Here is a 23713-nt window from a genome sequence, read left to right on the forward strand (position 1 = left end):
TTAATGGTTATAGATTGATGGAAATATTTTTCCCGGATTCATAATGTTTTTGGGATCGAATATTTTTTTGATCTGATACATTAAATTTAGTTCGATATCAGTGAAAACAATCGGCATAAATTCTTTTTGAACCAAACCGATTCCGTGTTCGCCCGAAATAGTTCCGTTTAATGATTTTGTTAACTCAAAAATTTCTTTTACGCCTTTTGGAACTTCGTTTTTCCAAGCATCTTCGGTCATATCTAATTTTACGATATTTACATGCAAATTTCCATCCCCCGCATGACCATAACAAATACTTTTAAAACCGTATTTTTCGCCAATAGCTTTAATTCCAATCAATAATTTAGGCAATTCAAAACGAGGCACAACGGTATCTTCTTCCTTATAAACCGTATTTTGTTTTACAGCTTCGGCAACATTTCTACGTAATTTCCATAACGCATTTTTCTGTTCAACGGTATCTGCAAAAAGAACCTCATCAATCTGAAACTGTTCAACAACCGTCAGGATTTTCTCTGCTTCACTCATTAAAATTTCCGGATAATTTCCATCGACTTCAATCAGCAAATGAGCTTCAATTTCAAGCTTTAAATTCAAATCGGGAACATCGGTAAATTTCATCGTCCAATCAATCGCATCGCGTTCCATAAATTCCAACGCACTTGGGACAATTCCAGCCTTAAAAATAGCCGAAACAGCTGCTGCAGCTTCTACCATTTTAAAAAAGGGAACCAATAACAATACAATATGCGGAACGGCAGCCACCAATTTCAACACAATTTTAGTAACCACGCCTAATGTTCCTTCGCTGCCCACCATTAACTGCGTTAAGTTATATCCTGTAGAATTTTTCAATGTATTTGCAGCGGTATTTATAATATCGCCGTTTGGTAAAACCACCTCTAAATTTAGTACGTAATCTTTGGTAACACCGTATTTTACCGCCCGTGCTCCGCCACTATTTTCTGCAATATTTCCGCCAATAAAACAACTGCCTTTACTGCTTGGATCAACAGGATATAGCAAACCTTTTTCGGCAACGGCATTCTGCAAAACCTCAGTAATTACCCCGGGTTGCGTGATTACCTGCAAGTTTTGTTCGTCGATTTTTTCTATTTGATTCAATCGTTCCAACGAAAGTCCGATTCCTTTATGAACAGCCAAAATTCCACCACTTAAACCTGTGCGAGCTCCAATTGGAACAACCGGAATTGCGTGTTCAAAAGCGATTTTCATTATAGCACTTATTTCTTGAGTTGATGCCGGTTTTACAACAATCGAGGGTGGAAAAACCAAATCTTCGGTATGATCTTTTCCGTATTCATTCAAGGTTTCGTCATCGGTAAAAACATACGATACACCAACAACTTCGACCAATTTATTTTTTATATCAAGAGTAATCATTATTCTACATCTTTATATTTAACTTTCTGCATGTTCGGAAGGAAATAAGCAATAACACCGATCAGCGGTAAAAACGAACAAATGTGGTAAATGTACTGTATAGAAGTTGCATCTGCCCAAAGTCCTAAAACGGCTGATCCTACTCCGCCCATTCCAAAAGCAAAACCGTAGAACAAGCCCGAAACCATTCCTAATTTCTTTGGCAATAATTCTTGTGCATAAACCAAAATCGATGGAAATGCCGATGAAATGATCAAGCCAATAATTACAATTAAAATTCCTGTTAACTGTAAATCTACATAAGGCAATGCCAATGTAAACGGAGCTGCACCTAATACCGAAAACCAAATCACATATTTACGACCAAAACGATCGCCAAAAATTCCGCCTAACAAGGTTCCTACAGCAACTGAAATCAAGAAATAAAACAAATAAACCTGCGCCTGAACTTCGTTCAAACCAAATTTATCCATGGTATAAAACTGAAAATAACTGGTAATGCTTGCTACGTAAAAATATTTAGAGAAGATTAAAACCAACAAAATAGTAATTGCCGAATTTACTTTAAAAGCAGATAAATCGGGTACTTGAATTACTTTTTTGGTTGATCTTGAAGCGATTTTTAATTTATCGTTGTACCATTTTGCAATGTATCCTAAAACAATCTGCGCCAAAATTGCAAAACCTAAAAACCACAAAATGTATAATTGTCCGTTTGGCAATACGATCCACGCAATTAATAACGGAGCCAGAGCTGTTCCGGTGTTTCCGCCAATTTGAAAAACCGATTGTGCAAAACTTCTTCTTCCGTTTGATGCCATAAAAGCTACACGCGATGATTCTGGATGAAAGATAGATGAGCCAATTCCAACCAAAACAACCGAAACTAAAATCAATTCGTAATTTGGCGCATAAGCTAGCAAAGTAATTCCTGCCATGGTAAACAACATACCAAAAATCTGCGAATATGGCTTTGGGTTTTTATCGGTATAAGCCCCAACAACCGGCTGAAATATCGATGCTGCCAACTGGTAACAAAGCGTAATCATACCAACTTGTGCAAAAGTTAAATGGTATTTGGCTTCTAATTTCGGATAAATTGCAGGGATAACCGCTTGCAGCAAATCGTTCAACAAATGGGCAACGCTTATGGCAATCAGTATTGCGTAAACGGGTTTTTGCGCATCTGTATTTTTTATTGTAGACATTTTTTATAGATTGAAACAACAAATTTACTTAAACCACCCCAATACAACTTAAATTTTAAAACGATTTTTAGAACAATTTTGTAAGTTTGTTGAAACGATTCATTATGCCGAACGAAAATCTTCCGAATAAAAAATCTTTACATGAAATTGATGGAATTTCGCAACCAGATCATGTGAATCAGGATTCCATTCGAACCATTCAGAATTTCAGAAGAAAGTCGTTAAATATTGATTTGCTGATTGAAAAACTACTGCAAGGCGATATTCCGTCGTTAAGTAAAGCCATCACTATTATAGAAAGTACCAACCCAACTCACAAAGAACAAGCGCATAAAATTATACAGACGTGTTTGCCGCATGCAAATAAATCGGTGAGAATTGGAATAACAGGAGTTCCCGGCGTTGGAAAAAGTACATTTATTGAAGCATTTGGAATGTATCTTACATCAATCGGTAAAAAAGTAGCAGTTTTAGCAGTTGATCCCAGCAGTACCATAAGTAAAGGAAGTATTTTGGGCGATAAAACACGAATGGAAGATTTGGTTAAAAATACAAATGCGTTTATACGTCCGTCGGCATCGGGCGAAAGTTTAGGCGGCGTTTCCCGTAAAACCCGTGAAAGTATTATTTTGTGCGAAGCCTGTGGATTTGATACTATTTTGATTGAAACGGTTGGGGTCGGACAAAGTGAAACAGCAGTTCACAGCATGACCGATTTCTTTTTACTATTGAATTTAGCCGGTGCTGGTGACGAATTACAAGGAATTAAGCGCGGAATTATGGAAATGGCAGATTCTGTCATCATTAATAAAGCCGATGGCGATAATTTAAAACACGCCAATAATGCCAAATTAGATATTAACCGTGCGTTGCATTTATTCCCTTTGAAAGATTCTAAATGGCAACCTAAAGTTTTATTAGCAAGTGCCTTTTACAATCAAGGAATTGAAGATGTTTGGCAACTTTTAGAAAAGTATTTTTCGTTAACCAAAGAGAATGGTTATTTTGAAGCTAATAGAAAAAATCAAAATGCTTATTGGTTAAGAGAAACCATTAACGAGCAATTGCTTTCGAATTTTTATCAAAACCAAACCATATACGAACAACTCCAAAATGCAGAAAATGCTGTACAGAATAACGAGAAATCTCCATTTACAGCCGCAAATGAGTTGTTGGAATTATACAGTAAAATAAAAAAAAGCAGTTAAAATTAAGTGCTTTTATGTTTCTTATTTATTCCCTTTAGCGTAATCTGCTAAAAACTGTTCCAAACCTAAATCGGTTAATGGATGTTTCAGTAATCCTAAAATAGAACTTAACGGACCTGTCATTACATCGGCACCAATTTTAGCGCAATTAACAATATGCATGGTATGACGAACAGACGCTGCCAAAATCTGCGTTTCGAAACCGTAGTTGTCATAAATCAATCTAATTTCATCGATCAAGTTTAAACCATCGGTAGAAATATCGTCTAAACGACCAATAAAAGGTGATACATAGGTTGCACCCGCTTTTGCTGCCAATAATGCCTGACCTGCCGAAAACACTAATGTTACATTGGTTTTAATGCCTTTATCAGAAAAATATTTACAAGCTTTAATTCCATCTTGTGTCATTGGAATTTTCACTACAATCTGCTCGTTTAATTCAGCCAATTCCTCACCTTCTTTAATCATTCCCTCGTAATCGGTCGCAATAACTTCGGCACTAACATCGCCATCAACAATAGCACATATATCAACATAATGCTTTAAAATATTGTTTTTTCCGGAGATGCCTTCTTTCGCCATTAACGACGGATTTGTTGTAACGCCGTCTAAAACTCCTAAAGCCTGTGCTTCTTTAATTTGTTCAAGGTTTGCTGTATCTATAAAAAATTTCATTGTGTTGTTGTTTTAATTATTTGTAAAAAAATGTCATCAAAAGTTAGTAAAAATCTGTGAATCTGTGGCAAATAAATTACTTAATTTTATAATGATTCATCAGCATTTTTTCGTAAACAGTATCTGGCAGAATCTTTTTTAGAAAGATAGAAAATTTCTGCATAAAAGCACCTACTTTATAATGAACTTTTGGATTTTTTGTCTGAATGATTTCATCAATCGCTTTTGCCATTTCTATAGGATCTCCACCATCATTCACATGTTCATTAATGGTTTCCAATTGTTGACTGTAAATTTCTTTATATGGCGATTTATTTAAAACCGGAGCATGAAAACGTCGTGTAGCGATATCGGTTGCAAAATCGCCCGGAGCCACATTTGTAACTCGGATATTAAACGATTTCACTTCCATCCGTATCGATTCGGTAATCAGCTCCAAAGCTCCTTTCGATGCCGAATAAATTCCACGATAAGGCAAGCCCATATAACCTGCGATTGATGTTACATTAATGATCAATCCCGATTTTTGTTGCCGCATTTGTGGCAAAACCGCTTTCATAACTTCAATTGGTCCAAAAACATTGGTATGAAAATTATTCTGAATTTCATCTAACGGAATTTCCTCAATTGGTCCGGTAATTCCTACTCCTGCATTGTTAATCAATACATCAATTCTGCCTTCTTTTGCAATAATTTCGGCAACCGCGCTTTGTATCGATTCATTGTTTCGAACATCAATTGCAACCAACGGAAATTTACCATCTATAACATTTTCAGGATTTCTGCTGCTGCCGTAAACCGTATAACCTTTGGTTAGTAAAAAATTCCCTACTGTTTTGCCAATACCTGATGATCCGCCGGTTATCAATACAACTTTGCTCATTTTTAATATTTTCAACAAATATACAATAGCAATCGTAAAAATTAGTATTTTTAGTACTTGGAAAACTAAAATGATACGAATGAAATTTAAAAATAAAATTTTTCTGTTTGTTGCCTTTGCATCAATAAATTCGAGCTTTATTCATGCGCAAAAACAAAAAGACCGTGTAAAGGAAATGATGGAAAATCTATCGAAAGATGAATTAATAAAACATCTTTCGATAATTGCAGGTGATGAAATGGAAGGCAGAAAAACAGGTGAAGCCGGTCAAAAAATGGCAGCAAATTACTTGCGAAACATCTACAAAAATTTAGGAATTGAAGCGTTACCTGGAACTGATGATTATTATCAATTTGTTCCGTCTGAGGCAATGAAACGTATGTTTAGTCCGAAATTAAACGACAGTGAAAATGTTGTTGCCTATATAAAAGGAAGCGAGAAACCCGATGAATATTTGGTAATTTCTGCACATTACGATCATGTGGGTATGACAAACGGCGAAATTTATAATGGTGCCGATGATAACGGAACCGGAACTACTGCTTTGTTAGAAATGGCACGTATGTTCAAAATTGCAGAGAAAAACGGTAACGGACCAAAACGATCGATCGTATTTCTACATTGTACGGGCGAAGAATATGGTTTGCATGGATCGCGTTTTTTTGTGAATTCTAAAATTATTCCTTTGGAAAATATTGTTGCCGATTTAAATGTGGATATGATTGGTCGCAGAGATTTAACATACGATAAAAATAAAAAAGACTATATTTATTTGGTGGGAAGCGATAAGTTAAGCACTGAATTACATGATGTTTCTGAAGCCATGAATAAAAAATACACCAATCTGGTTTTAGATTATACGTTTAACGACGATAAACATCCGGAGATGATTTATTACAGATCAGATCATTACAACTTTGCGAAATACAACATTCCGGTAATTTTTTATTACAGCGGTGAACATGCAGATTATCATAAACCAACAGACACAGTTGATAAAATTAATTTCGACGATATGCTAAAACGCACCCAATTAATTTTCGTAACTGCTTGGGAAATAGCAAACAGAGCCGATCGTATTAAACTAAAACAATAATGAAAAAGATCTTTCTTATAATAATATGTATGTTTCTGGCAACATCGGTATTTGCACAAAATAACGATGCAGAAATTAAATCAATCCAAAACTACATACAATCAACATCGCAAAACGAATGGTTCGATCCTATCAACAAACCGGGCACAACAGCCACTGGTACAACGTATGATCTTTCGTATTATGTATTATCCAACAATAATATCTTTTCAATAATCTATACCGTTTTCGATAAATACACACTGCAAAAAGTTTTTTACTACAAGAATAATGAGCTGATTGCCTGCATTATTGAAGAAACCGATGCCAACAACGTCAACAAATTATTACGTTACGCCGATTACTTTTTCAAAGACGGACAATTGATCAACACGGCAGATGAAAACAAAGAAATACCGTCGGCAACAATATATCAAGAAGGTATTCAAAAGTTAAAAGAAGTAGATTTTAACTAAAGTAATTATAAAAAACAGTGCAATTATGCTAAAAAAATAGTATTTTGCATAAATAGTCATCAAAAAAAGTACACAATATATGTCTCAAATAGGTAGATTATTCGATATTCCTTATTACCAGTTGCAGAATTATCCGTTGCAAAAAGCATTTACAACAAAATACAACGGCGTTTGGAAATCAACAAGCATACAGGAATATATTGAACAGGCAAATTATGTTTCAAAAGCATTACTTGCCATGGGTGTTAAAAAAGGCGATAAAATTGCACTGATAACCTCTACAAACAGAACCGAATGGAATATTATGGATATTGGTATTTTGCAGACCGGAGCGGTTACTGTGCCTATATATCCAACCATTTCAGAACACGATTACGAATACATTATAAAGCATTCAGAAAGTGTGTATGTGTTTGTTTCCGATAAGGTTATTTTAGATAAGTTAGATAAAGTAAAATTCAATATTCCCAAGCTTCGAGGTATTTATTCGTTCGATGAAATTCCGGGATGCGCCAATTGGAAAGATATTATTACTGCCGGTAAAGATGCACTGAACGATGCCGATGTGGAAGCTGCGAAAGCCAACGTAACTCCAGACGATTTAGCGTCGATCATTTATACATCGGGAACAACAGGTACTCCAAAAGGCGTTTTACTTACCCACAATAACATCATTAGCAACGTTTTAGGATCAGAAGAGCGTGTTCCTTTTGATAGAGGAAGTTACACTGCGTTGAGTTTTCTGCCGTGCTGTCATATTTTTGAGCGAATGATTCTGTATCTGTTCCAATATATGGGTGTATCGATCTATTTTGCGGAATCTATCGAGAAAATTTCTGATAACCTGCAAGAAGTTAAACCACAGGTAATGACGGTTGTTCCAAGGGTTTTAGAAAAAGTGTTTGATAAAATTTATGCCAAAGGATCAGAACTTTCAGGTATTAAAAAAGCACTGTTCTTTTGGGCATTACGTTTGGCTGAAGATTTTAAACCATACGGTGCAAACGGCGGTTTTTATGAATTTAAACTGAAAATTGCCCGCAAACTGATTTTCTCTAAATGGCATGCAGCCTTGGGTGGAAATTTAGAATTGTTGGTATCAGGTTCTGCCCCATTATCTCCACGTTTGTCTCGAATTTTTGGCGGAGCCGATATTCCGGTGATGGAAGGATACGGTTTAACCGAAACATCTCCGGTAATTTCTGTAAACGACCAGCGAAACAATGGTTGGAAAATTGGATCTGTAGGTAGAATTTTAAGCAATGTTACCGTTAAAATTGGCGAGGATGGCGAAATTCTTTGTCAGGGACCATCGATTGCAGAAGGATATTATAAAGACGAAGAAAAAACCAAAGAAGCATTTATCGACGGTTGGTTTCATACAGGAGATATAGGTGTAGTTGATGCCGACGGATTTTTGTTTATTACCGATCGTAAAAAAGAAATGTTTAAAACAAGCGGTGGTAAATACGTTGCTCCGCAAATGATTGAAAATGCCATGAAACAATCTCGTTTTATTGAGCAGATTATGGTTGTTGGCGAAGGACAAAAAATGCCCGCAGCGTTAATTCAACCTAATTTCGATTTTATTAAAGAATGGGCAAACCGCAACAAAGTTAATGTAGGTTTTTCATTAGACGAAGTGGTAAATAACGAATTGGTTATAGAACGCCTGCAAAAAGAAATAGATTTAATTAACCCGCAGTTTGGTAAATGGGAACAAATTAAAAAGTTTGCACTTACACCAAATGTCTGGGCAATTGATTCTGGCGAATTAACGCCAACCTTAAAACTAAAACGTAAAGTTATTTTAGAGAAGTATAAAGATTTGTATGAAAAAATGTATTCTTAATTAGTTTAGAATGTCAAACAATGCCATCATAGTAAATATTCAAAATCCATGTGAAGAAAAATGGAATGAGATGCAACCTCATGATAGAGGCAAATTTTGTATGCAATGTTCAAAAGAGGTTATTGATTTTACAAAGTTAGATAATACGGAAATCGTTAAAGTTATTGAACAATCAAAAGTTAGAATTTGCGGTAGAATGTCTGTATCACAATTAAATCGTCCAATAGAAATTCAATCTAAAAAGAAAAGATCAAAATTATACAAAGCTTTAACGGCTATCTTTTTAATAGGATCAACAGGAAGTGTGTTTGCAACAAATCTGCCATCGACAACAAACAATTTGAATGTTTCTAAAAATGAATCTAATTACAAGAGAATTAATTTAAAGCAAATTAAAACAGATAGTTTAAAAGATACAATAAAAGGACAAGTTTTAACTGAATTAGGGGAACCTTTAGAAGCATCTATATATGTGAAGGAATTAGATTTAATACTTGAAAGTGACTTGGAAGGTAATTTTTAGATTCTAATTCCTAAAAACTTCTCATTAGATTATTTATCATTAATGATTGAGGGATCATATCATGAGCTTATTGAAACACGTATTTATAAAAATGATTTTCATTCTGTATCTAAATTCTATTTAAAAGAGACAGAAGCTTTAACAGGTATTGTTGTTACTAAATATGTAAAAAAAAAGATGGTGGCAATTTTGGAAATGATTTGAATCTTTGCATTAATAATTCTTACAAATAAGAATAAAAACATCCTTTTAACGAAAATTTAAATTTAAAATAGTATGCGTGCATACTATTTTTTTTATTATATTTGGTATAACTAAATAAATTCATGAAAAATAAAACACTAGATTCAGTAATAAAAAACACCTGGCAAGCCATTGCCCGTATGTATAACGAAGAAGCTTCGCAATACGGTGCAAGTATGGCGCTTGGTTATGCTTTATTAAACATAGATAAAGAAGGAACGCCTTCTACAGCTTTGGCTCCGCGTTTGGGTATGGAACCAACAAGCTTAACGCGTACCTTAAAAACAATGGAAGAAAAAGGACTGATTTCAAAAATTAAAAATCCAAAAGACGGTCGTGGTGTAAATATCTATTTAACTCCGCTGGGTGTCGAAAAACGCGGACTATCAAAACAAACGGTAATCAATTTTAATAATAAACTTTTAGAAACCTTTTCGCAACAAGAGATTGATAACTTTATAGAGATGTCAGAGAAAATTCAGAACATCATTGTAACAAAAAAGAAATTTTAAGAAACCAAACTTCATAGAATTATGAATAGATTAATAAAAAAAGTGGCTGTTATTGGTTCCGGAATCATGGGTTCTGGCATCGCCTGTCACTTTGCAAACATTGGCGTTCAGGTACTGCTTTTGGATATTGTTCCAAACCAGCTTACCGAAGCCGAAGAAAAAAAAGGTCTTTCCCTTAACGATAAAGTGGTAAGAAACAGAATGGTGAACGATAATTTGGCAACTGCCTTAAAATCGAACCCCTCGCCTATTTACGACAAAAAATTTGCCGACAGAATTTCGACAGGAAACACAACAGACGATCTTCCAAAAATTAAAGATGTTGATTGGATTATTGAAGTTGTTGTAGAACGTTTAGATATTAAAAAGGCAGTTTACGAACAAATTGAAAAATATCGTAAGCCTGGAACTTTAATTACATCGAACACTTCCGGAATTCCGATTCATTTTATGAGCGAAGGTCGAAGCGAAGATTTTCAGGAATATTTCTGCGGAACGCACTTTTTTAATCCGGTTCGATACTTGAAGTTATTCGAAATTATTCCAGGACCAAAAACAAAACCCGAAGTTTTATCATTCTTAAACAATTATGGCGAAAAATTCTTGGGAAAAACATCGGTTGTTGCTAAAGATACACCTGCATTTATTGGGAACCGCATTGGTATTTATGGCATCATGAGTTTGTTTCATTTGGTAAAAGAAATGGATATGACCATTGAAGAAGTCGATAAATTAACCGGACCAGTAATTGGCAGACCAAAATCGGCAACTTTCCGCACGGTTGATGTGGTTGGTTTAGATACTTTGGTACATGTGGCTAATGGTTTGTATGAAAATGTTCCGAATGATGAAGCGCATGAATTATTCAAACTTCCCGATTTTATTAACCACATGATGGAAAATAAATGGTTGGGAAGTAAAACAAAGCAAGGCTTCTATAAAAAAGTTGATAAAGATATTCTTTCGCTTGATTTGAATACGTTGGAATATCGCCCAAACAAAAAAGCATCTTTCCAAACATTAGAACTAACCAAAACTATTGATAACGTAATTGATCGTTTCAAGGTTTTAGTGAACGGAAAAGACAAAGCAGGCGAATTTTACCGTAAATCGTTTGCGGGATTGTTTGCGTATGTTTCTAACCGCGTGCCCGAAATTACCGATGATTTATATAAGATCGATGATGCCATGAAAGCCGGTTTTGGCTGGGAACATGGTCCTTTCCAGATTTGGGATGCCATTGGTGTTGAAAAAGGTATCGAATTGATAAAAGAGAATGGTGAAAATGTTGCAGATTGGGTTAATGAGATGTTGGCATCGGGCAACTCATCTTTTTATAAGGTTAAAGAAGGAGCTACTTATTATTATGATATCGATTCAAAATCGCAAAAGAAAATTCCGGGACAAGATGCGTTTATCATTTTAAATAACATTCGCGATACCAAGAAAGTTTGGGGCAATTCCGATTCTACTTTATTTGATTTGGGCGATGGAATTTTAAATCTAGAATTTCATTCAAAAATGAACTCGATTGGAGGCGGTGTCATCAGCGGAATCAATAAAGCCATAGATCTTGCCGAAAAAGAATACAGTGGTTTGGTTATTGGAAATCAGGCAGCAAATTTCTCGGTCGGTGCCAATTTAGGAATGATTTTCATGATGGCAGTTGAACAAGAATATGATGAATTGAATTTTGCCATAAAATCCTTCCAAGATACCATGATGCGTGTTCGTTATTCTGGCATTCCGGTAATTGCAGCTCCACATGGAATGACGCTTGGTGGCGGTTGTGAATTGGTTATGCATTCAGACAAAGCCATTGCAGCAGCGGAAACCTATATTGGTCTGGTTGAATTTGGTGTAGGTGTAATTCCTGGCGGTGGCGGATCTAAAGAGATGACGTTACGTGCTGCGGATCAATTCAAAAAGAACGATGTTAAACTGAATATTCTTCAAGAATATTTCCTAACTGTCGGAACCGCAAAAGTAGCTACATCAGCTTACGAAGGTTTTGATAACGGTGTTCTTTTATCAACTAAAGATATTGTTGTGGTGAATAAAGACCGACAAATTGCAGAGGCTAAAAAACACGCTTTGTTAATGGCTGAAGCTGGTTACACGCAGCCTGTTCAACGTAAAGATATTTTGGTTTTGGGTAAACAAGCATTGGGGGCTTTCTTGGTTGGAACAGACGGAATGACAGCAGGAAATTATATTTCTGATCACGATAAAAAAATTGCCAATAAACTGGCTTACGTAATGGCAGGTGGCGATTTATCTGAACCTACATTGGTATCCGAGCAATATTTATTAGATCTGGAACGCGAAGCATTCTTAAGTTTGTGTACCGAACGCAAAACGTTAGAAAGAATTCAGTTTATGTTAACCAAAGGGAAACCGTTGAGAAACTAGAAGTTTAACTGTATAATGTGGTTTGTATATTGTATAATGAACCACTAAAGTTGTAACTTTTTTTAATATACAAAAATAGAGCTGAATTACTTTAAAGAATTAAAAGTTTGGCAAAAGGCAATTGAATTGGTTACCGAAACTTATTTAGTAACCAAAGGATTTCCAAAAGATGAACTTTTTGGTTTAGTTTCTCAAATCAGAAGATGTGTAATTTCTATTCCTTCAAACATTGCAGAAGGTTGTGGAAGAAAAACAAATAAAGATTTCAGCAACTTTTTAGGAATTTCATTGGGGTCTTGTTTTGAATTTGAAACTCAAATCATTATATCTAAAAATATAGGTTATTTAACTAATGAGCAATTTACAGTATTAGAATCTGAAATTCAACATATTCAAAATATGATTATAAAACTACAATCATCTTTGGAAAACAAATAGTACATTTTACAACAATACAATATACATTATACATTAAAAAATACAATATACAATGAGCAAAACAGCATATATAGTAAAAGCATACAGAACAGCCGTTGGTAAAGCACCAAAAGGATTGTTCCGTTTTAAAAGACCCGATGAACTGGCGGCAGAAACCATTGAGTTTATGATGAATGAAGTACCGCAGTTAGACAAAAAACGTATCGATGACGTAATGGTTGGAAATGCCATGCCGGAAGCCGAACAAGGTTTAAACATGGCGCGATTAATCTCATTAATGGGATTAAAAATTACCGATGTTCCTGGAGTTACCGTTAACCGTTATTGCGCATCGGGAATCGAAACTATTGGTATGGCAACGGCTAAAATTCAATCGGGAATGGCAGATTGTATTATTGCAGGCGGTGCCGAATCTATGAGTTTTATTCCGATGGGTGGTTACCGTGCAACGCCCGATTATAAGGTTACGGCTGCCGGTCACGAAGATTATTATTGGGGAATGGGCTTAACTGCCGAAGCTGTTGCAAAGCAGTTTAATGTTTCGCGTGAAGATCAGGATCAGTTTTCGTTTGAATCGCACATGAAAGCTTTAAAAGCACAGGCTGAAGGTAAATTCGATAGCCAAATTGTGCCAATTACCGTAGAAGATACTTTTATTAACGATAAAGGTAAAAAAGAAACAAAATCATACATTGTAACTAAAGATGAAGGTCCGCGTGCGGGAACAAGTGTAGAAGCATTAGCAAAATTAAAACCAGTTTTTGCTGCCGATGGATCTGTTACCGCAGGAAATTCCTCTCAAATGTCCGATGGTGCAGCGTTTGTTTTAGTAATGTCCGAAGAAATGGTGAAGGAATTAAATTTAGAACCTATTGCCCGATTGGTAACTTTTGCATCAGCAGGAGTTGAACCACGCATTATGGGAATGGGTCCTGTGAAAGCAATCCCAAAAGCATTAAAACAAGCAGGCTTACAACAAAACGATATCGAACTAATCGAACTAAACGAAGCTTTCGCTGCACAATCGTTAGCTGTAATTCGTGAATTGAATTTAAATCCTGAAATTATCAACGTAAATGGCGGGGCTATTGCTTTAGGTCACCCTTTAGGATGTACCGGAGCAAAACTGTCTGTTCAATTATTCGATGAAATGAAGCGTCGCGGTAATAAATACGGAATGGTAACCATGTGTGTTGGAACCGGACAAGGAACAGCAGGAATTTATGAATTGCTTTAATTTACTAATCAAATTTAAAATACAAACGATATGAGCGATATAACAAGAGGCGGTCAATTCTTGGTAAAAGAGACCTTGGCAAAAAATATATTTACACCGGAAGATTTTTCGGAAGAACAAAAAATGATGCGCGATTCGGTTAAGGAATTCGTAGACCGTAAAATTTGGGCAAACAAAGATCGTTTCGAGAAAAAAGATTACAAGTTTACCGAAGAATGTATGCGCGAAGCCGGCGAATTAGGTTTTTTAGGTGTTGCTGTTCCAGAAGAATATGGTGGTTTGGGAATGGGCTTTGTATCAACCATGCTAACCTGCGATTATATTTCTGGTGCAACTGGTTCTTTTTCAACTGCTTTTGGTGCACATACCGGAATCGGAACCATGCCAATTACTTTGTACGGAACCGAAGAACAAAAGCAAAAATACGTTCCTAAATTGGCAACGGGCGAATGGTTTGGATCATATTGTTTAACTGAGCCAGGTGCTGGATCTGATGCAAATTCAGGAAAAACTAAAGCCGAATTAAGTGCCGACGGTAAATCGTACACAATAAACGGTCAAAAAATGTGGATTTCAAACGCAGGCTTTTGTCATTTAATGATTGTTTTTGCTCGAATTGAAGACGATAAAAACATTACAGGTTTTATTGTGGAATATGATGCCGCAAATCCAAACGGAATTACTTTGGGCGAAGAAGAACACAAATTAGGAATTAGAGCCAGCTCTACACGTCAGGTTTTCTTTACAGATACCGTTGTTCCTATCGAAAATATGTTGGGTGGTCGCGGCGAAGGCTTTAAAATTGCCATGAACGCTTTGAATGTGGGTAGAATTAAGTTGGCAGCTGCGTGTTTAGATTCACAACGCCGTTTAATTACACAATCGGTAAATTATGCCAACGAACGCGTGCAATTTAAAACACCTATTGCAAATTTTGGTGCTATTCGATCTAAAATTGCCGAAACCGCTACAAATGCATATATCGGAGAATCAGCTTCGTACAGAGCTGCAGGAGATATCGAAAACAGAATCAATGCTCGTTTGGCTGAAGGAAATTCGCATCAAGAAGCAGAACTAAAAGGTGTGGAAGAATTTGCGATTGAATGTTCAGTATTGAAAGTTGCTGTTTCTGAAGATGTTCAACATTGTGCCGATGAAGGAATTCAAATTTTCGGTGGAATGGGCTTTTCTGAAGATACACCAATGGAAAGTGCTTGGAGAGATGCCCGTATTTCAAGAATTTATGAAGGAACCAATGAAATAAACCGAATGTTGACTGTGGGTATGCTGATTAAAAAAGCAATGAAAGGTCATGTTGATTTATTGGGACCGGCAATGAAAGTTGGCGAAGAATTAATGGGAATTCCCGATTTTGAAACTCCAGATTATTCTGAATTATTTGCAGAAGAAAAAGCATTGATTGCGAAACTGAAAAAAGCCTTTTTAATGGTTGCAGGATCGGCAGTACAAAAATACGGAACTGAATTAGACCAGCATCAACAATTATTAATGGCTACATCGGATATGCTTATTGAAATTTACATGGCAGAATCGGGTATTTTAAGAACTGAAAAATTGGCGAAAAAAATAGGCGAAGAAGCAGCCAATGTTCAAATTGCTATGGCGAAATTGTATTTATACCAAGCTGTAGATATAATTTACACTAAAGGAAAAGAAGGAATTGTATCATTTGCACAAGAAGACGAATTACGCATGATGCTGATGGGCTTGCGCCGTTTTACTAAATACGATAACCATCCAAATGTTGTTGCCTTAAAAGAAACTATTGCAAACAAAGTAATTGCCGATAATAAATATAGTTTTTAAATAGTTAGTTAAGTTTATAAAAAAGCCGTTTCAAGTTTTGAAACGGCTTTTTTTATTTATATAATTTTATTTCCCTAACTTATAATTTTCGTAACATTCATTTACAGCGTTAAAAATCTGGTAGTCGTTGGCTGTATAAATAAATCTTTCGGAATGATTGCATCTTTGAAGCATTTTTACAATATCCTCTTTTGAAATACTCAGCAAAACAGAAACCATTTCACGATCGTATTTTTTCTTCATTACTTCAATAAGCTCAACTTCTTTTCGTATTTGATTGATCTTTTTAGTTTCACGCGAATTTCGTTTCATGGCGTTGTAAATCCCGTTAATAGGGTTTAAACCACTGTTGTAATTTGCTGTAAAACCGGTAGCGCCAAAATCACGGTAATACGGATAATCTGCCAATGCAATAAGTTTTGTATCAATAGACAAAATTCCGGTAAGTTTCAAGGTGTTAATCACAACCTCATCTAAAACGGTAGAAAGGTCTTTAATGTAGATATTCATTTTACCTTCTTTGTACCAGTCGTTCGTAACCTTTATTTTTAAAGATCGAAAACCTTCAGAAGAAATATGCAGGGTATCGTTTACGCTTGCGGGAATAGAAAAAGATCCATCGTTGGTGGTTTGCGCTACTTTTAACGAACTCAAGTTCACAATATTTGCTTTGCCTTCCGGTTGATAGCTTAATTCGCTAAAAACGATTCCCTTAATATTTTTTTCTTGTGCAAAAATTGAAAAAGAAAATAGCGTAAAAAGTAAAACTGCAAAATATCTCATATTTGTTTTTAGTATGCACCAAAAATAATGGATATTTTGCAGTTTTAAATATTTATTTTGTAAATATTAACAACAAATATTATTATTAGTTTGATCTGCGCGGACGATCGCCACGTACTGATCTTCTTTCGTTGTGAGCAGGGCGATCGTCTTCACGATTACGTCCGAATTTGCTTTCTGTTTTACGATCTCCAAAACGATCACCACCAGCAGGTCTTCTGTCTGATGAAGAACGTTCTCCACGGAATCCTCCGCTTCTTTCACCACGGAAACCACTACTTCTTTCGCCACGGAAACCGCCACCACCGCTGCTTCTTCCACCTCTGCCATTGTGATCTCTTCTTGATGAAGAACCACCACCGCTTGTAGAAATTTCAACGTTTACCTGACGACCTTCGTGGTGCATATTGTTCAAAATTTCGATAATACGCTCACTGTGTGTAGCATCGGTATTAAAGAAAGAGAATCCTTCTTTTACATCAACTTTAAACAAATCATCTCTGCCTAAATCTAAGGTATCACGTAAGAAATCTTTCAAACTCATCCAATCAAAATTGTCACGAGCTCCTAAATTTAAGAAATAACGTACAGAACCATCAGAACTTACGGCAGTTCCACCTTCGCTGTTTTCACGCGGTCTTGGTGAATCGATCGTATTTTGTTTTTTGTAGTATTCAATAAAACGATTAAATTCTACAGAAAACATTTTTTTAATTAACTCTTCCTTCGTTAAATCACCTAATAATTCTTCGATTTGTGGAAGATATGTTTCAATTTCAGCATCAACCTCAACAGATTTAACTTTGTTTGCCAAGTGAATTAACTGTGCCTGACAAATTTCCATTCCTGTTGGAATTGGTTTATGAACAAATTTTGTTTTGATGATTCGTTCTATCTGACTGATTTTTTTGTATTCAGATTTTGTTACGATAACGATTGATGTACCTAATTTACCGGCACGACCTGTACGGCCTGAACGGTGATTGTACGTTTCAACTTCATCTGGTAACTGATAGTTTATTACGTGTGTAATATCGTCCACATCAATACCACGTGCAGCAACATCGGTTGCAACCAACATTTGAATCTGGCGTCCGCGGAATGCCTTCATTACACCATCACGTTGTGCTTGCGATAAATCGCCGTGTAAAGCTGCTGCGTTGTATCCATCTTCGATTAATTTTTCGGCAACTGCCTGTGTATCACGCTTTGTTCTACAAAAAATAACCGAAAAAATATTTGGGTTGATATCTGCCAAACGTTTTAAAGCAGGGTAACGGTCACGTGCACCTACTAAATAATATTCGTGAGAAACGGTTGTTGAACCTTGATTTTTTTGACCAACAGTAATTTCATGTGGTCTTTTCATGAATTCTTTTGCTATTCTTGCAACTTCTTGTGGCATAGTTGCAGAAAAAAGCCAAGTGTTTTTTTCTTCTGGTGTATCAGATAAAATTGCTGTAATGTCTTCATAGAATCCCATGTTTAACATTTCATCAGCTTCATCTAAAATACAAATCTGTATGTTTTTAATGTTAACAAGGTTTCTGTTAATCATATCCTGCATACGTCCTGGGGTTGCTACAATAACCTGCGCCCCTTTTTTAACTTCTCTTGCCTGCTCTGTAATGCTGGAACCACCATAAACAGCAACTGTATGTAAACCCTTTACATATTTAGAATACTGTTTAATCTCGTTTGTAATTTGTAAACACAATTCTCTGGTAGGCGATAGGATCAATGCCTGTGTGCTTCTGTTCTCTGGATCGATTTTCTGAATCAGAGGAAACCCGAAAGCAGCTGTTTTCCCAGTACCTGTTTGCGCTAATGCAACAATATCCGTGTCTTGTTGCAATAATAAGGGAATAGCTTTTTCCTGAACCTCTGAAGGTGTTTCAAAACCTAAGTCTTGAATTGCTTTTAAAAGCAATTCGTTTAATCCTAATTCTTGGAATTTATTCATATAATATTTAAAATATCTGCAAAGGTACTGTTTTTTTTGCGAATTTTAAATTTAAAGTAAGGTTAAATTATTTATTTTCTAATAATCAACTTTAACGTTAATTATTTACTTGTTTTTGATTAAACACTTTTAAGAAAAACCTTTTTCAATATTATTAATTTTACAATATACGTTATTAAGTTTTTCTCATAAATGAAAAATAAAATAAACTTTTTCTGTAGTTTGTCGACTATTAGGAAACGTTTGTCGAAAAACTTTTCACACTTCTTCAGAATTCACAATTTTTGACTTATAAAAATTAAAAATTATGAAAACACATTTTTATTTAGTCGCACTGCTTCTTTCGTTTACTTTTTCAAAAGCACAAAAAATCAAAACTAAATTCAACAATCCAGTACAAGTTCTAAATATGGGAACTTTTCATATGGGATATACTTCAGATTTAAGAAGTACTGAATTTGATGAAAAGAATAAAGAAAACGTTCGTCAAATTCATGAAATTGCAAAAGCAATTGCTGAATTTAAACCAACAGTTATTCTTGTTGAATACCTTCCTAAATATCAGGATGTAATTGAAGCTAATTATCAAGCTTATTTAAAAGATCCAGAAATGAAATTTGAAAACCCTACAGAGGTTGAACTTTTAGCTTACGAGGTTGGTAGATTATCAGGCACAAAAAAGATTTATGGTATTGATTATAAAGAAGGATATAATTATTCTATTGGTTATCATCTTAAAAATGGAAAAGATACAGTTACTTATATAAATTATATGAAGATGTTTGATAATTTAGAAAAAGAATATCCTAAAGATAAAATGACATTTTTAGAAAAATTGAAGTTTTATAATAATCCATTGTATTTAGATATGCTAATGAATTTAAATGCAGATATACTTACACATGTTTCTACAAAAGGTAAATACCAAGGAGCAGATGAAGCAGCTAAATTTTATCATAGAAATTTGGTTATGTATTCTAATTATGAATCAAGTTGAACTAACCAAAGATGATAGGGTTTTTATATTGATGGGTACTACACATACAGCTTTTTTTAATATGTGGATAGAAAGAAGTTCTAAATATCAACTTGTTAATGTTTTTGATTATCTAAAATAAGAAAATAATCCAATAGCTTTAAAACTATTGGGTTATTTCAGACAGAAATTTAATTAATTGTGCAACTGCTCTTCCACGGTGACTTAATTTATTCTTTTCTTCTAAAGACATTTCGGCAAAAGTTTTACCCAGATTTTCAGGTTCAAAAATAGGATCATAACCAAAACCGTTTGTTCCTGTTTTTTCATTTCTGATTTCGCCTTCTACAATTCCGGTAAATAAATGTTGTTGATTATTAATGTTTAAAGCAATCACGGTTTTAAACTGTGCCTTTCGGTTTGTTGAAATGCCTAATTTTTCTAAAACCGAATCCATGTTTTTATCGGCATTTTTATCTTCGCCCGCATATCGAGCAGAATAAACACCAGGTTCGCCGTTTAAAGCATTAATTTCTAAACCGGTATCATCAGCAAAACAAGGGAAACCGTATTTTTTAGTTACATAATTTGCTTTAATTATGGCGTTTTCTTCTAACGTTGTACCAGTTTCGGCAATATCTTCGGTACAGCCAATTTCGTCTAAAGTTACAATTTGAATTGTTTTTGGCACTTGGTTTTGAATTTCCTGTACTTTATTTTTATTGTTTGATGCAAATATGATTTTCATACGTTAACTTATATAATTCCAAATATTGTTTTTCTTTGCCAGTATTTCAAACACATACTTTAATGCCTGATGCTCTGGTTTTTCTAAATTGATATCATCTTTTAATAATTCGATAGCTTTTGTTCGTGCCAGTTTTAAAATGTCTTGATCTTTAACCAAATCGGCAATTTGTAAATTTAACACACCGCTTTGTTGTGTTCCCATAATATCACCAGGTCCACGAAGTTTTAAATCGATTTCGGATATTTCAAAACCATCGTTTGTTCGGCACATAGCATCCATTCTAACTTTGGTATCGGCACTTAACTTATTTCCGGTCATTAAAACGCAGAAACTTTGTTCGGCTCCACGACCTACACGTCCACGCAACTGATGCAACTGACTCAACCCGAAACGTTCGGCACTTTCTATAATCATTACGGATGCGTTTGGAACATTTACACCGACTTCGATCACCGTAGTGGCAATCATAATATGAGTTTCGCCTTTAACAAATCGATCCATTTCTGAATCTTTATCTTTAGAATGCATTTGTCCGTGAACAATACTGATTCTGTATTCAGGAAAAGGAAAATCGCGCGAAATTGCTTCGTATCCTTCCATTAAATTCTTGTAATCTAACTTTTCGCTTTCCTGAATCAATGGATAAACAATATAAATTTGTCTGCCTTTTGCAATTTCTTCCTTAATGAAATGCCAAACCTGCAATCGTTTGCTTTCAAAAAAATGAAGTGTTTTTATAGGTTTTCGTCCCGGTGGTAATTCATCGATTACCGAAACATCTAAATCACCATACAAACTCATAGCCAAAGTACGCGGGATTGGTGTTGCCGTCATAACCAAAACGTGTGGTGGCAACGAATTTTTCTTCCACATTTTTGATCGCTGTTCAACGCCGAAACGGTGCTGTTCATCGATAATCGACAAGCCTAAATTTTTAAACTGAACTTTATCTTCTAACAACGCATGTGTTCCGATTAAAATATGAATGGTTCCGTTTTCTAAATCTTCATGAATTTGGTTGCGCTCTTTTGTTTTGGTCGATCCTGTAAGCAAAACCACCTTTACATTAATTTTATCTGCCAACTCTTTAATGCCTGCAAAATGCTGATTCGCCAAAATTTCGGTCGGAGCCATTAAACATGCCTGAAAACCGTTGTCTAACGCCAAAAGCATACTCATAAAACCGACAATGGTTTTACCTGCACCAACATCGCCTTGCAACAAACGATTCATTTGCGCTTCGTGCGCCATATCAATTCTAATTTCTTTCAACACGCGCTTTTGGGCATTTGTCAAAGGAAACGGTAAGTGATCGTGATAAAAAGAATTAAAATAATCGCCCACAATATTGAATGCAAATCCTTTAATTTTATGTTTTCGAACCAGATTTTTAGAAAGCAGTTGCAGCTGGATAAAAAATAATTCTTCGAACTTCAAGCGAAACTGCGCTCTGTTTAACAAATCGGCACTTTTAGGAAAATGAATATTGAAAAATGATTCGTTTTTGGGTAATAAACGTAATTCATTAATTAATGATTCAGGAAAAACTTCTTTAAATAAATGATGCGTTTCTATAAAAACCTGTTGCATCATTTTAGTAATGCTTCGGTTGGAAATATTTTTCTGATTTAATTTTTCGTTCGATGGATATACCGGTTGCAATGCAGACTGCAAACTTTTTTTATGTTCTTCAACCGTTTCCATTTCCGGGTGAGGCATCGAAAATAATCCGTTAAAATTATTAATTTTTCCAAAAATCACATACGATGTATTCAACTGCAAATTTTCTTTGATCCATTTGTGTCCCTGAAACCAAATCAGTTCCATTTCTGCAGTTCCATCGGTAAAAACAGCAACCAAGCGGCTACCGCGTTTTTGTTCAACCGTTTTTAATCGAATAATTTTACCAACAAGCTGAACTTCTGCATTAATTCCGGAATTTAATTCGTTAATTTTATAATACTTTGTTCGATCTAAATATTTGTAAGGATAAAAATTGATTAAATCTTTATAAGTAAAAATCTGAAGTTCTTTTTTTAGTACAACAGCCCTTTGTGGACCAACGCCCTTAAGGTATTCAATAGGTGTATCTAAAACATTTTGCTGCATTTTTACTTTTTTGTAAAGTTAAAAGTAATTGTTTAATTTTTCAAAAAGTAAAAATAGTTTACCCGAACAAATAACTTTATTTTATATTTACAAATAATTAACAACAATATAGATGAAAAAACTTATAACAGTATTATTACTTTCAACTTTTACATTTATTTCATGTAAAGACGATGAAAAAACAAGTCAGGATCCATCAAAAACTACTATAAAAACTTTTGATAATGTGAAAGTTGCTTTTGGTGATGGATTATCACAAAGTGCCGAAGGTACTTTTTCTTTCCCAACAAATTCTGAAAATATCAAGACGATTAAAATGTTCATTAAAGATATTTGTCCGAACAAAGAATGCGATGAGTGGGACAGATATGCCAATTTGTATGCTAAGGATAAAACAACAGGCGAATGGTATGAATTAGGTAGATTTATTAATCCGTATTGGGTTGGAAACGAGAAGTTAGAAAGAGGTTACGAGATTGATGTGACTGATTTTAAATCAATTTTAAGCGGATCTACCGAATTAAAAATCTATACCGAAACATGGTTAGCAAAAGGGCGAAAATACACTGTGGAGTTTGATTTTGAATTTGGAACACCAGACTATAAGTATTCTGCAGTTGTACCTGTTTTTCAATATAATAAATCATCAATAGACGGTGTACCTTACGGAACTGCATTTGATACAAATGTGTTTGATTTAACTAAACAAATTAATATCCCATCTGGTGCAGAAATTGCATACTTAAGAACTATTATTTCTGGTTGGGGTCATGCAACACCTAATGATGCAGGCGGGCGCGGTTGTGCAGAATGGTGCTACCGTACACATCATATAAATATTAATGGTACGCAAACTTTTGCACACGATTTAAAAGCTATTGGTTGCGCGCAAAACCCAGTTAATAACCAAGCACCAGGTAACTGGAAACCAGATCGTGCGGGTTGGTGTCCTGGAATGGTTGTTCCTGCACGTTTTGATAACATTCAAAAAAGTATGTTTGGATCAACTTTTAATTTTGAATATAAATTTGAAGATTGGACAAATAACAATGGTAATGGTAACGCTTTTTACGCCATTTCAACTTTTGTAGTTGTAAAAAGTAATTCGCCGATTAATAAGGCAACAATATCAAATTAACAATAAAGAGTTCC

Annotated in this window: 21 protein-coding genes; 13 read left to right on the top strand and 8 right to left on the bottom strand. The window is 35.0% G+C overall.

What is annotated here, in order from left to right:
* Both F0460_RS03300 and F0460_RS03305 read right to left on the bottom strand, forming a co-directional pair.
* Positions 1-1407 (bottom strand): FAD-binding oxidoreductase, encoded by a 1407-nt coding sequence (locus F0460_RS03300; RefSeq protein ID WP_150010238.1) that lies wholly within the window; start codon positions 1405-1407, stop codon positions 1-3.
* A complete protein-coding gene (locus F0460_RS03305; RefSeq protein ID WP_150010240.1) occupies positions 1407-2615 on the bottom strand; it encodes an MFS transporter in 1209 nt (402 codons plus the stop codon). The genes F0460_RS03300 and F0460_RS03305 overlap by 1 nt, the downstream gene beginning before the upstream one ends.
* Positions 2616-2719: 104 nt before the next feature.
* Here F0460_RS03305 and meaB point away from each other — a divergent pair, with 104 nt between their 5' ends.
* Positions 2720-3823, top strand: coding sequence for a methylmalonyl Co-A mutase-associated GTPase MeaB (gene meaB / locus F0460_RS03310; RefSeq protein WP_150010242.1), 1104 nt, complete (start codon positions 2720-2722; stop codon positions 3821-3823).
* A 21-nt stretch (positions 3824-3844) separates the two neighbouring features.
* On the opposite strand, the gene fsa is transcribed toward meaB, so the two are convergent.
* Both fsa and F0460_RS03320 read right to left on the bottom strand, forming a co-directional pair.
* Positions 3845-4501 (bottom strand): fructose-6-phosphate aldolase, encoded by a 657-nt coding sequence (gene fsa / locus F0460_RS03315; protein WP_150010244.1) that lies wholly within the window; start codon positions 4499-4501, stop codon positions 3845-3847.
* A 76-nt stretch (positions 4502-4577) separates the two neighbouring features.
* A complete protein-coding gene (locus tag F0460_RS03320) occupies positions 4578-5384 on the bottom strand; it encodes an SDR family oxidoreductase (RefSeq protein ID WP_150010246.1) in 807 nt (268 codons plus the stop codon).
* A gap of 79 nt (positions 5385-5463) precedes the next feature.
* On the opposite strand from F0460_RS03320, the gene F0460_RS03325 reads away from it, so the two are divergent.
* From F0460_RS03325 to F0460_RS03365, 9 genes are all read left to right on the top strand, one after another.
* Positions 5464-6480 carry a M28 family metallopeptidase gene (locus tag F0460_RS03325; RefSeq protein ID WP_150010248.1) on the top strand — a complete coding sequence of 339 codons (1017 nt, stop codon included), beginning with the start codon at positions 5464-5466 and terminating at the stop codon, positions 6478-6480.
* Complete coding sequence (locus F0460_RS03330) at positions 6480-6935, top strand: hypothetical protein (protein WP_150010250.1); 456 nt, start codon at positions 6480-6482, stop codon at positions 6933-6935. The genes F0460_RS03325 and F0460_RS03330 overlap by 1 nt, the downstream gene beginning before the upstream one ends.
* Positions 6936-7014: 79 nt before the next feature.
* A complete protein-coding gene (locus F0460_RS03335) occupies positions 7015-8787 on the top strand; it encodes an AMP-dependent synthetase/ligase (RefSeq protein WP_150010252.1) in 1773 nt (590 codons plus the stop codon).
* A gap of 10 nt (positions 8788-8797) precedes the next feature.
* Positions 8798-9310, top strand: coding sequence for a hypothetical protein (locus F0460_RS03340; RefSeq protein ID WP_150010254.1), 513 nt, complete (start codon positions 8798-8800; stop codon positions 9308-9310).
* 326 nt (positions 9311-9636) lie between these two features.
* Entirely contained in the window at positions 9637-10065 is a 429-nt protein-coding gene (locus F0460_RS03345) for a MarR family winged helix-turn-helix transcriptional regulator (protein ID WP_150010256.1), read from the top strand.
* Between the two features lie 21 nt (positions 10066-10086).
* Complete coding sequence (locus F0460_RS03350) at positions 10087-12477, top strand: 3-hydroxyacyl-CoA dehydrogenase/enoyl-CoA hydratase family protein (protein WP_150010258.1); 2391 nt, start codon at positions 10087-10089, stop codon at positions 12475-12477.
* 126 nt (positions 12478-12603) lie between these two features.
* On the top strand, positions 12604-12915 hold the full coding sequence (locus tag F0460_RS03355; RefSeq protein ID WP_397361817.1) for a four helix bundle protein: 312 nt from the start codon (positions 12604-12606) through the stop codon (positions 12913-12915).
* Positions 12916-12967: 52 nt separating this feature from the next.
* Entirely contained in the window at positions 12968-14152 is a 1185-nt protein-coding gene (locus tag F0460_RS03360) for an acetyl-CoA C-acyltransferase (RefSeq protein ID WP_150010262.1), read from the top strand.
* A 30-nt stretch (positions 14153-14182) separates the two neighbouring features.
* Positions 14183-15979 carry an acyl-CoA dehydrogenase family protein gene (locus F0460_RS03365; RefSeq protein WP_150010264.1) on the top strand — a complete coding sequence of 599 codons (1797 nt, stop codon included), beginning with the start codon at positions 14183-14185 and terminating at the stop codon, positions 15977-15979.
* A gap of 66 nt (positions 15980-16045) precedes the next feature.
* Here the strand turns inward: F0460_RS03365 and F0460_RS03370 are convergent, their stop codons facing one another.
* Both F0460_RS03370 and F0460_RS03375 read right to left on the bottom strand, forming a co-directional pair.
* The gene (locus F0460_RS03370; protein ID WP_150010266.1) at positions 16046-16762 is read right to left on the bottom strand and encodes a hypothetical protein; all 717 of its coding nucleotides are present in this window, start codon (positions 16760-16762) and stop codon (positions 16046-16048) included.
* Positions 16763-16847: 85 nt separating this feature from the next.
* The gene (locus F0460_RS03375; RefSeq protein WP_150010268.1) at positions 16848-18725 is read right to left on the bottom strand and encodes a DEAD/DEAH box helicase; all 1878 of its coding nucleotides are present in this window, start codon (positions 18723-18725) and stop codon (positions 16848-16850) included.
* A gap of 307 nt (positions 18726-19032) precedes the next feature.
* Between F0460_RS03375 and F0460_RS16405 the strand changes: the two genes are divergently transcribed.
* Both F0460_RS16405 and F0460_RS16410 read left to right on the top strand, forming a co-directional pair.
* Positions 19033-19722, top strand: a complete 690-nt coding sequence (locus F0460_RS16405) for a DUF5694 domain-containing protein (protein WP_397361819.1) — start codon at positions 19033-19035, stop codon at positions 19720-19722.
* Positions 19723-19753: 31 nt separating this feature from the next.
* Entirely contained in the window at positions 19754-19843 is a 90-nt protein-coding gene (locus tag F0460_RS16410) for a hypothetical protein (RefSeq protein ID WP_397361826.1), read from the top strand.
* Positions 19844-19867: 24 nt separating this feature from the next.
* Here F0460_RS16410 and F0460_RS03385 read toward each other — a convergent pair whose 3' ends face one another.
* The gene (locus tag F0460_RS03385) at positions 19868-20449 is read right to left on the bottom strand and encodes a non-canonical purine NTP diphosphatase (protein WP_150010270.1); all 582 of its coding nucleotides are present in this window, start codon (positions 20447-20449) and stop codon (positions 19868-19870) included.
* A 3-nt stretch (positions 20450-20452) separates the two neighbouring features.
* Positions 20453-22561, bottom strand: a complete 2109-nt coding sequence (recG, locus tag F0460_RS03390; protein WP_150010272.1) for an ATP-dependent DNA helicase RecG — start codon at positions 22559-22561, stop codon at positions 20453-20455.
* 112 nt (positions 22562-22673) lie between these two features.
* Between recG and F0460_RS03395 the strand changes: the two genes are divergently transcribed.
* On the top strand, positions 22674-23699 hold the full coding sequence (locus tag F0460_RS03395) for a peptide-N-glycosidase F-related protein (protein ID WP_150010274.1): 1026 nt from the start codon (positions 22674-22676) through the stop codon (positions 23697-23699).
* Positions 23700-23713 lie beyond the last annotated feature (14 nt).

Origin of the sequence: Paenimyroides baculatum (genome assembly GCF_008629655.1) — a bacterium.
GTDB lineage: Bacteria > Bacteroidota > Bacteroidia > Flavobacteriales > Flavobacteriaceae > Flavobacterium > Flavobacterium baculatum.